General features: G+C 70.8%; 8 protein-coding genes. 6 read left to right on the top strand and 2 right to left on the bottom strand.

Annotation, left to right across the window (positions count from 1 at the left end):
* Positions 1-42: 42 nt before the first annotated feature.
* Complete coding sequence (locus tag IEY79_RS03535; RefSeq protein ID WP_189105786.1) at positions 43-942, bottom strand: glycoside hydrolase family 16 protein; 900 nt, start codon at positions 940-942, stop codon at positions 43-45.
* 338 nt (positions 943-1,280) lie between these two features.
* On the opposite strand from IEY79_RS03535, the gene IEY79_RS03530 reads away from it, so the two are divergent.
* From IEY79_RS03530 to IEY79_RS03510, 5 genes are all read left to right on the top strand, one after another.
* A complete protein-coding gene (locus tag IEY79_RS03530; RefSeq protein ID WP_189105785.1) occupies positions 1,281-2,123 on the top strand; it encodes an endonuclease I family protein in 843 nt (280 codons plus the stop codon).
* A gap of 189 nt (positions 2,124-2,312) precedes the next feature.
* Positions 2,313-3,740, top strand: coding sequence for a glutaminase A (gene glsA / locus IEY79_RS03525; RefSeq protein ID WP_229700595.1), 1,428 nt, complete (start codon positions 2,313-2,315; stop codon positions 3,738-3,740).
* 94 nt (positions 3,741-3,834) lie between these two features.
* Positions 3,835-4,197 carry a DUF1304 domain-containing protein gene (locus tag IEY79_RS03520; protein WP_189105783.1) on the top strand — a complete coding sequence of 121 codons (363 nt, stop codon included), beginning with the start codon at positions 3,835-3,837 and terminating at the stop codon, positions 4,195-4,197.
* Entirely contained in the window at positions 4,194-4,802 is a 609-nt protein-coding gene (locus IEY79_RS03515; RefSeq protein WP_189105782.1) for a TetR/AcrR family transcriptional regulator, read from the top strand. Before IEY79_RS03520 ends, IEY79_RS03515 begins: the two co-directional genes overlap by 4 nt.
* A 204-nt stretch (positions 4,803-5,006) precedes the next feature.
* Positions 5,007-6,428, top strand: a complete 1,422-nt coding sequence (locus tag IEY79_RS03510) for a PP2C family protein-serine/threonine phosphatase (protein WP_189105781.1) — start codon at positions 5,007-5,009, stop codon at positions 6,426-6,428.
* A gap of 57 nt (positions 6,429-6,485) precedes the next feature.
* Here IEY79_RS03510 and IEY79_RS03505 read toward each other — a convergent pair whose 3' ends face one another.
* Positions 6,486-7,979, bottom strand: coding sequence for a DNA-binding protein NsdB (locus IEY79_RS03505; RefSeq protein WP_189105780.1), 1,494 nt, complete (start codon positions 7,977-7,979; stop codon positions 6,486-6,488).
* Positions 7,980-8,209: 230 nt separating this feature from the next.
* Between IEY79_RS03505 and IEY79_RS03500 the strand changes: the two genes are divergently transcribed.
* Positions 8,210-9,334 (top strand): aminoglycoside phosphotransferase family protein, encoded by a 1,125-nt coding sequence (locus tag IEY79_RS03500; RefSeq protein WP_189105779.1) that lies wholly within the window; start codon positions 8,210-8,212, stop codon positions 9,332-9,334.
* Positions 9,335-9,371 lie beyond the last annotated feature (37 nt).

The following is a 9,371-nucleotide window of genomic DNA, read 5'->3' as shown; positions in this document are numbered from 1 at the left end:
ACAGGCCGAGCCTGTCCGGCGCCCGACGGCAGACGGGGGGTACTAGTCGCTGACGCGTACGTAGTCGACGACCAGTTGCTGCGGGAAGACAGTGCTGCCGTCGGGGTCGCCGGGCCAGTAGCCGCCGACCGCGAGGTTGAGGATCAGGAAGAACGGCTTGTTGAACACCCACTCGCGGCCGCCGAGATCGGCGGGCGTACGGGTCTGGAAGACGTTTCCGTCGACCGACCACTTGATGGAGTCCGGCGCCCAGTCGACCGCGAAGGTGTGGAAGTTGTCCGCGAACGCCTCGCCGTTCGGCAGGCTGTAGCCGGCGCCGATGCCGCCCTCGCCGGAGTAGCCGGGGCCGTGCAGCGTGCCGTGGACGGTGTTGGGCTCGAAGCCGACGTTCTCCATGATGTCGATCTCGCCGCTGTTGGGCCAGCCGACGTCGCCCATGTTGCTGCCGAGCATCCAGAACGCGGGCCAGATGCCCTGGCCGCGCGGGATCTTGATGCGGGCCTCGACGCGTCCGTACGCGGAGTCGAACTTGCCCGCGGTGTTCAGCCGGGCGGAGGTGTACTCACACGTGCCGTACCAGCACTGGTAGTTGCCCGGGTTCTCCTTGCGGGCGGTGATCACGAGATTGCCCTGCCCGTCGAGCTGGGCGTTGTTGTTCCCGGACGTGTAGTACTGCCGCTCGTGGTTGTTGACGTTGTCGCCGGTCTCGATCTGCCACTTGTTTCCGTCGACGCCGGCTCCGGCCGGGCCGTCGAAGTTGTCCTCGAACTTGACTGCCGCGGGTGCCGCGACGGCGTGGGGGCCGTCCGCGGCGGACGCTCCGGCGGGCACGGCGGCCACGGCTCCGGAGGTGCACAGAAGTGCGAGGGCGTACAGCGCCGTACGGCGCCGCCAGGACATATGCACGGTCATCACATCGCTTTGCGTGGGGGGCATGCGCATGACAGATGTTGCTGGGGGAGGAAGCGCTCGCGCGCTTATTTCAATGCCTGATTTAAGGCAGCCACGGGGTGCTCGTCAAGGAGTTGGTATGGACCAAATTTTTCAGCAGTGTGTTTCCGGCCCATCCATGTGAACGCAGGGCATGACTCACCCCCCACTCAACTCCCGGCGCGCGCACGCTTCTTGACCTGCACATGATGGTCGCGGAGCATTCACCCCAGCGTCACAGACGCTGTGGAAAGCTCCTGCCGAAACGTCACATCGCCATGGTCACCGTGTGCACCGCCGCCACCCTCGGCAGTGCGGGCGGTGATCTCTTTTGGAGAGGACACCCCCACATGTCCCGTCGTCACCATCCCGCCGTACGGCCGGTGCTGGCACTGTGCGCCGCCACCGCGGTGCTCGCCGGCAGCGCGGCCGCCGCCCCGGCCGCCACACCCCCGGCGGCAGCGTCGGGAACCGCGGCCGTCCCGGCCACGACCGGAACCGCCGCGCTGGACGACACGTACTACGAGGGCGCGCTCGGCAAGACCGGGCCCGCGCTCAAGAGCGCGCTCCACTCGATCATCAGCGACCAGACGAAGCTCTCGTACAGCGGCGTCTGGGAAGCGCTCAAGGTCACCGACCAGGACCCGCGCAACTCCGCGAACGTCATCCTCCTCTACAGCGGCGCCTCGCGCGCGAAGTCCAAGAACGGCGGCGCCGTCGGCGACTGGAACCGCGAGCACGTATGGGCCCAGTCCCACGGCGACTTCGGTACGTCGCAGGGCCCCGGCACCGATGTCCACCATCTGCGTCCCGAGGATGTCCAGGTCAACGGCATCCGGGGGAACAAGGACTTCGACAACGGCGGGAGCCCGGTCAGCGGCGCGCCCGGGAACCTCACCGACAGCGACTCCTACGAGCCGCGCGACGCGGTCAAAGGCGACGTCGCCCGCATGATCCTCTACATGGCGGTGCGGTACGAGGGCAACGACTCGTTCGCCGACCTCGAACCGAACGACCGGGTGAACAACGGCTCGGCCCCCGCGATGGGCCGGCTGTCCGTACTGAAGCAGTGGAACGACGAGGACCCGCCGGACACCATCGAGAAGCGCCGCAACGACCTCATATTCAGCCAGTTCCAGCACAACCGGAACCCCTTCATCGACCACCCCGAATGGGCCGAGTCCATCTGGTGACACCCCCGGACGACACGGCGCGGCCTCCCGTGGCCTGATCACCCCGGCTGCCAGAGTGGGCGGCGTTAACTCCAAGCGCCCCCATCGGGGAATGCTGGCCGGAGCCCCCGGTCGCGGATGTCCGAGTCCGCGCCCGGGGGCTTCGGTTTGCCCCGGCGCACTCCGCAGACAGCCCCCTGGAGGTCGTCCGTGACACCCGTCTCGGCCACCGATGTGATCACCGACGCGCTGGTGGAGCTCCAGCGGCGGGTCGCCAACCTGGACGAGGGTGAGGTCGCCTCGTACATCCCGCAGTTGGCCACCGCCGACCCGCACACCTTCGGCATCGCGCTGACCAGCATGGGCGGCAACCATTACTGGTCGGGCGGCGTCGACACGCCCTTCACACTCCAGTCGGTGTCGAAGCCGTTCGTCTACGCGCTGGTCCTGGCCGAGCTGGGCCTGGAGGAGGTCACCCGCTGGGTGGGCGCCGAGCCCAGCGGCGAGGCGTACAACGCGATCAGTCTGGAACCGAACACCGGACGGCCGGCGAACGCGATGATCAACGCGGGGGCGATCGTCACGACCGCGCTGGTCCCCGGTACCGACGAGGAGGAGCGTTTCGAGCGCATCCTCGACTGTCTCGGCCGGTTCGCCGGACGGCGGCTGGACGTGGACGAGAGGGTCCGCGCGTCGGAGTCCGAGACCGGCGACCGCAACCGCGCCCTGGCGTATCTGATGCGCGGCGCGGGATCGCTGCCCGGCAGGCCGAGCGGCGTCGAGACGTACTTCCGTCAGTGTTCGGTGCGCGTGACCACGGTCGATCTGGCGGTGATGGCCGCGACGCTGGCGAACGGCGGCGTCAACCCCTCCACGGGCGAGACGGTGGTGCCCGAACCGGTGGCGGTGCAGGTCCTCGCGGTGATGGCCTCCTGCGGGATGTACAACGCGTCGGGCGACTGGCTGCTGCGGGTCGGACTGCCGGCCAAGAGCGGTGTGTCGGGCGGGCTGATCGCCGCCAGCCCGGCGCGGTTCGGTCTCGCGGTGCACAGCCCGCCGCTGGACGCCACGGGCACCCCGGTACGCGGTGTGGCCGTGCTGCGCGAGCTGTCGACCCGGTTCGGGCTGCATCTGATGCGCCGGTCCTCGCGTACGGCGCCGACGGTGAAGCTGGCGGAGACCGCGCGGACCGCGCCCTCCGACCGCCCGCGCAGCGAGGCCGAGCGTGAGGTCATCGAGCGCGCGGGCGACAACGTGGCGATCGTCGCCGCCCAGGGGATCCTCGACTTCACCGAGTCCGAGCGGCTGCTGCACGAACTGGGCAACGTCCTCCCGGAGGAGCCCGGTTGGGTGGTGCTCGATCTGGAGGACGTATCGGAGATCAGGCCGTTCGCCGAGATCATGCTGCGCGAGGCGCTGACCCGGCTGGCGGCGCAGGGGCACCAGGTGACGGTGGTCGGCGATCTGGCGCCGCACGCCGACGAGGGCACCCGAGCGGACGGCGAGGGCGCGTGGCGCCAGGTGCCGTCCCGCGAGACGGCGGTGGCCCGGTGCGAGGACGCGCTGCTCTCGGCGGGCATCAACCGGCAGGCAGGGCCGGTCAGTTCGGACGGGGAAGAGGGTGGCGACGGCGCTTAGACCGACAGCGAGGGGGCGGGTGAGCCGCCTTCTGGACAGGTGTCTATGGTTCATGGACACCTGTCCGGAAACATGAACCCCTGAGGATGCCCCCGTGAGTACCGCCGCCCAGATCCTCGTCGCCCTCGTGGCCGCCTTCCACGTCTACGTCATGGTGCTTGAGATGTTCCTCTGGGAGCGCGGCCCCGGCCGGAGCCTGTCCGGCTTCGACGCCGAGATGGCCCGTGCCACCGCGCCCCTGGCCGCCAACCAGGGCCTCTACAACGGATTCCTGGCGGCCGGCCTGGTCTGGGGTCTGATCGCGGCCGACCCGACGGGGCGGCACGCGCAGATATTCTTCCTGAGCTGTGTGGTCGTCGCCGGGGTGTACGGCGCGGCCACGGCGAACCGCCGCATCCTCTTCGTCCAGGCGCTGCCGGGCGCGATCGCGCTGGCCGTCGTACTGGCGGCGGGATGACGGACCCGACCTCCGGCGGAGCGTCCGGCGGGACGGCCGGTCCCGCGCCGTCGAGCGATCCGCGGACGGCCCGGACCCGGGCCGCCCTGCGGCGGGCGCTCCTCGACGAGTGCGCGGAGCGCCCGCTCGAACAGGTGGGCGTTGCCGCGCTGGCGCGCAGGGCGGGAGTCGGGCGGGCCACGTTCTATCTGCACTACGCGGACCTCCGCGCCCTCGCCGTCGACGCGTGCGCCGCGGTCGTCCGGGACGCGGTGGACGCGCTGCACGCCTGGCGCGGTCTGCCGGATCCCGTGTCGCCGCCGGCCGACCTGACGGCCTTCTTCACCGGTCTCGTACCGCACGCCGGCCTGTACCGCACGCTGCTGCGCCCCGGCGGCGGCGGGCCGCTCGGCGAGCTGCTCCACCGGGAGCTGCGGGAGCGCAGCCGTACGGAGCGGGCACTGGCGGGAGCGCCGGAGCCGGAGTTGATCGCCTCCGCGGTCGCGGCCTCGTTCGCCGGCGTGCTGGCGGACTGGCTGCACGGTCTGATCGACGCGTCCCCGGAGGCGGTCGCCGGTCAGGTGTGGCGGCTACTCGTCGTGCTCCACCGCGCCCCCACCGGTTGAGCGGCCGGGCCCGGCCCGGGACCGCGCACACCCGCCGCGCCAACTCCCGGTAACGGTAGGTCACTTGTCCCGCCTGTGGCATATGCCGGAAGCACCACCGGATCGAGTGTTGCCGAATCCCTTACGAGCCGTAGCGGCCTGTGCAACAGTCGTAACGGTCCACCCTTCACAGCTGGCAGTGCCACGCCTGTATCGGAGTTCGAGATGCCGTCCCATCTGTTCGCGGACCGTCCCGCCCCGCAGCCGCCGGAGCGGGGCGTGGTGGAGTCCCTCATCACGCGCACCCGCAGGCTGCGCGGTGACGTGGACGCCGTGCGCAGGGACACCGTCGCCGACGAGCACGACACCCAGTGGCGCTGGCAGCGCGCCCTCTGTGACCTGGCGGTACATCAACTGGACGATCTCGGCGCCCACTTGGGACAGCTGAAGAACGGAAGGCCCGGCGACGAGACCGAATCGCCGTCCACGGAGGCGGACGGCGCGTGCGCCGGCGACGGGAGCGGTTCGCTGCTGAGCCGGGTCGGCAGCGCCGAGTGGAATCTCCTCACCGACGAGGTCACCTGGTCCCCGGAGCTGTACGAGATCTTCGGCCGGAGGCCCGAGAAGGGCCCCATGACCCTGGACGAACTGCCGTCCGTGATGGTCGCCGAGGACCAGAGCCTCCTCCAGACTCTGGTGACCGAGTGTCTTGTCGACGGCAGGCCCATCGACAGCGAGTTCCGCATCGTCAGGGCCGACCGGCGCGTGCGCACGCTGCACATGATGGGCGAGCCCGTGCTCGACTCCGACGGCTGTACCGCCTCCATGTGGGCGGTGCTGCGCGACGTCAGCGAGTTACGCCGCAGCCAGCGCGCGGTCCACGAGTCGGGTGACTCGCTCCGGCGCCGTGAGCGGAGCGCCAGGACCGAGCAGCGGCTCGTGGCCGAGTTGCAGGAGGCCGTGCTGCCCTCGTGGCGCGGGTCCCTCCAGTCCCCGCAGAGCGAGCCGGGAACGCTGGATCTGGCGGGCCACTATCTGCCGCCGGCCGGCGGCGGACTCGTCGGGGGCGACTGGTTCGACGCACTGAAACTCCCCGACGGGAACACCCTGTTGACGGTCGGCGATCTCACTGGCCACGGCGTGACGGCCGCCTCCACGATGGCGATGCTCCTCGGCGCCCTGCGCGGTATGGCGGTGGCCGGAGTCGAGCCCGGCGCGCTCATGGGCCATCTCAACCAACTGCTCGACACGGCGGACCAGCCGGCGCTCGGCAGCGCGGTCTGCGGCCGCTACCGCGCCGAGACCCGCACCCTGGTCTGGGCACAGGCGGGACACCCCGCCCCGCTGCTGTTCCGCGACGGGACGGGGCGCGCGCTGACTCCGCTGGACGGCGTCCTGCTCGGCGCGACATCGGGCGCCGCGTACGAGCAGGCCGAGATCCAACTGCTGCCAGGTGATCTGCTGGTGCTGCACACCGGCAGGCTGACGGACCGGACCGGGGTGGACCGGCTTCTGGCGCTCGGGCCCCGCCTGACCGGGGCACGTGACGCACAGGACTGTGTCAGGACGGTCGTCGAGGAGTTCGGCGAGACCGGACGCGAGGACGACGCCTGTGTACTCGTGGCAAGGATCGGCCCGGAGTCGTAGCCGCCGGGGACCCGACCCCGGCCCCCGAACTTCCCCGGGGACGTGCTGGATCCGCGACTAGATCTCCGAACTCCTCGATTTCCTCCCGGTATGCGGCGGCAGCACCGCGTCGATCTCCTCGCGCAGCTCCTGGATGGAGGCGTGCGCCGCGTACTGACCCGTGAGCCGGTACATCTCCCGCAGCCGGTCCCAGGTGCGGTGCGACGAGGTCTCCCCCATCGACACCAGCGCCAGCCGCGCGTAACGGTCGGCCTGTTCGGGATCGTCCGCGATGAAACAGGCGGAGGCCAGCGAGAGATAGTCGAAGATCATCGACCGCTGACGGCCGTTCTGACGCAGCTCGATCGCCCGCTTGGCATGCCGTTGAGCTATGGCCGCCGCCGCGGGTTCGTGATCGGCGAGCGTACGGTACGCCAGCGCCTCCATGCCGTGCAGATCCGCCTCGTCGAACAGCTGCATCCAACTCGGCGGCGGCACATCGCTCTTGTCCGAGACGAACAGGTCCTCCGCCTCGCCCAGGGTCCTGCGCATGGCCTGGCCGCGCCCCATCGACGCCTGTGCCCAGGCCTCGATCGTGCAGAGCATCGCCCGGGTGCGGGGCAGCACCTCGTCCCCCGAACCGGACTTGGCCAGCTTCATCAGGTCGAGCGCCTCGTCCGGCCGGCCCAGATGGACCATCTGGCGCGCCGCTCTGGAGAGCGCCTCGCCCGCGCGCGGACGGTCCCCGCCCTCGCGTGCCGCGTGGGTCGCGATGACGAAGTACTTCTGGGCGGTGGGTTCGAGGCCGACGTCGTGCGACATCCAGCCGGCGAGGACCGCCAGGTTGGCAGCGACGCCCCACAGGCGGCGCTGGAGATGGGGTGGGTGGCGGTACGAGAGCATGCCGCCCACCTCGTTGAGCTGGCCCACCACCGCCTTGCGCTGGAGGCCGCCCCCGCGGGAGGCGTCCCAGGCCCGGAAGACGTCGACGGAGTTCTCCAGTGCGTCGATCTCCTGAGACCCGATGGGGGCGGCCTCGTAGCGGTCGTACCCGGCGGGGTCGGCGTTCAGTGGATCGGCGCTCCGGGGAGCGTCGTCGGTCAGAGCGGGGTCGGAGTGCAGCCAGTCGTACATGGAACTGCTGAGTGCGGCGCCTGCGGTGAGCACGGCGCCCGCGCCCACCAAGCCGCGTCGGTTGAGCATGAGGTCCATTCCCGTGAATTCGGTGAGGACCGCAGCCGTCCGGTCGGGCGCCCAAGGCAGGCCGTCGGGGTTCGATGCGTCCCCGGCGTCCCGTCGTCTCCCCGCGCGTCCGTGTCGCACGAACCCGAGGTCCTCGATGGTCACGACACGGCCGAGCCGCTCGGTGAACAGAGATGCCATCACCCTCGGTACCGGATCGCGTGGGATCTCCCCCATGTCGATCCAGCGTCTGACCCGCGAGGTGTCGGTGGCCAGCTGCGGGTGGCCGAGGGCCGCCGCCTGTCTGTTCACCAGCCGCGCGAGTTCGCCCTTGGACCAGCCGGCGAGGCCGAACAGGTCCGACAGGCGGGCGTTGGGTTCTCCGGTCACGTCAAGCCCCCAGGTTCTCGGCTGAGTTGACAGTAACCCTCTGTCAGATGCCTCGCGACTATTCGCCAGGCTTCGCCAGGGTCCGCTACGTGGTGTGCCACCCGCGGCCGGGTGTCGTGTAGGAACGCGCCACCCCGCCCCGGGGGTCCGACACATTCCCCAGGGTGCGGAAGGACCGCCGGGACGGGTGGCGCGGGAATTAGTCGGTACACGAAGGGATCCGTTCGCCCATGTACACAGCGTCGTCGTACACAGCATCGTCCTCCGTGGCCGTCCCACCCCGTCAGCAGCGGCCACCCGCGGCCGGCGGCGGACCGTATCTCGACCCCACCCACGCCGGCCGGACCAGGCGCTGGCCGCCCACGGCCGGCGGGCCGCTCGGCGGCAGACTGGATCTGTCGGGCCCCCAGGGCGCGCAGTTGAGGATGGCCGTCGCCGCGGTGCACCGGATCTGTCCGGAGTTCAACCCGGTGCAGGTGCTGCGGCGCAGCGGCCGGTCGGTGCTGCTGGTCGGGACGACCGGGCGGACGACCGCGGTGGCCAAGTGCCTGCTGGACCAGTCACCCGCCTGGGCCGAGAGTTTCCGGCACGAGATAGCCACTTACCGCTCGTTCGTGCGGCACCGGCCGCCGGTACGGGTCCCCCGGCTGATCGCCGCCGATCCCGACAACTGCACGCTGGTGGTCGAGCGGATGCCGGGCCGCGCCGCGGCCCTGTCGCGCCACCCCGTCGAGGCTCCTCCGCGCGCCGACGTACGGGCCGTGCTGGGCGCCGTGACGCGGCTCAACACCTGGCGTCCGCCGGGCGACATGTTCGGGGCAGGTCTCGACTACGCGTCGCGGATCACCCGCTACCACGAGCTCGGTCTCTTCACCGACCGGGACCTGGGGGATCTCCAGACGCTGATCCGTGGTCTGGGGCGGCCGGGCATGCGGCAGTTCTGCCACGGTGACGCCCTGCTCTCCAACATGCTGCTGTCACCGGCGGGGGCGGTGCTGGTCGACTGGGAGCACGCGGGCTGGTATCTGCCCGGGTACGACCTGGCGACGCTGTGGATGGTGCTCGGGAACAACCCGCTGGCACGGCAGCAGATCAGCAAGCTCGCGCAGATCAGGGGCGCGGCGGACCGGGACGCCTTCCTGGTCAATCTGATGCTGGTACTGACGGCGGAGATCCGTAAGTACGAGACACAGGTGCAGCGCACCATGCGCGAGGCTCCGCCGGCCGGCGGGGCGAACCAGCCCCAGCAGGGTGCGGTGCCCACGGGCGAGGAGCAGCGGCTGCTGCTGCGGCGGCTGCACGACGACTGCGCGATGGCCCGCCGGGCCGTACGCGCCGCGGTCGGAACACGCTGACCGGCGTGCCGACCGACCGCGGGGAGCGGCGCGGGGG

This window comes from Streptomyces camponoticapitis, assembly GCF_014646115.1.
GTDB classification, from domain to species: Bacteria; Actinomycetota; Actinomycetes; order Streptomycetales; family Streptomycetaceae; genus Streptomyces; species Streptomyces camponoticapitis.
The sequence above is the reverse complement of the archived record's forward strand: the minus strand, read 5'-3'. Positions and strand labels throughout refer to the sequence as shown.

Coding starts and splice junctions, on each gene's coding strand:
- IEY79_RS03535 (WP_189105786.1), bottom strand. CDS start 942: ATGCGCATGCCCCCCACGCAAAGCGATGTGATGACCGTGCATATGTCC.
- IEY79_RS03530 (WP_189105785.1), top strand. CDS start 1,281: ATGTCCCGTCGTCACCATCCCGCCGTACGGCCGGTGCTGGCACTGTGC.
- IEY79_RS03515 (WP_189105782.1), top strand. CDS start 4,194: ATGACGGACCCGACCTCCGGCGGAGCGTCCGGCGGGACGGCCGGTCCC.
- IEY79_RS03510 (WP_189105781.1), top strand. CDS start 5,007: ATGCCGTCCCATCTGTTCGCGGACCGTCCCGCCCCGCAGCCGCCGGAG.
- IEY79_RS03500 (WP_189105779.1), top strand. CDS start 8,210: ATGTACACAGCGTCGTCGTACACAGCATCGTCCTCCGTGGCCGTCCCA.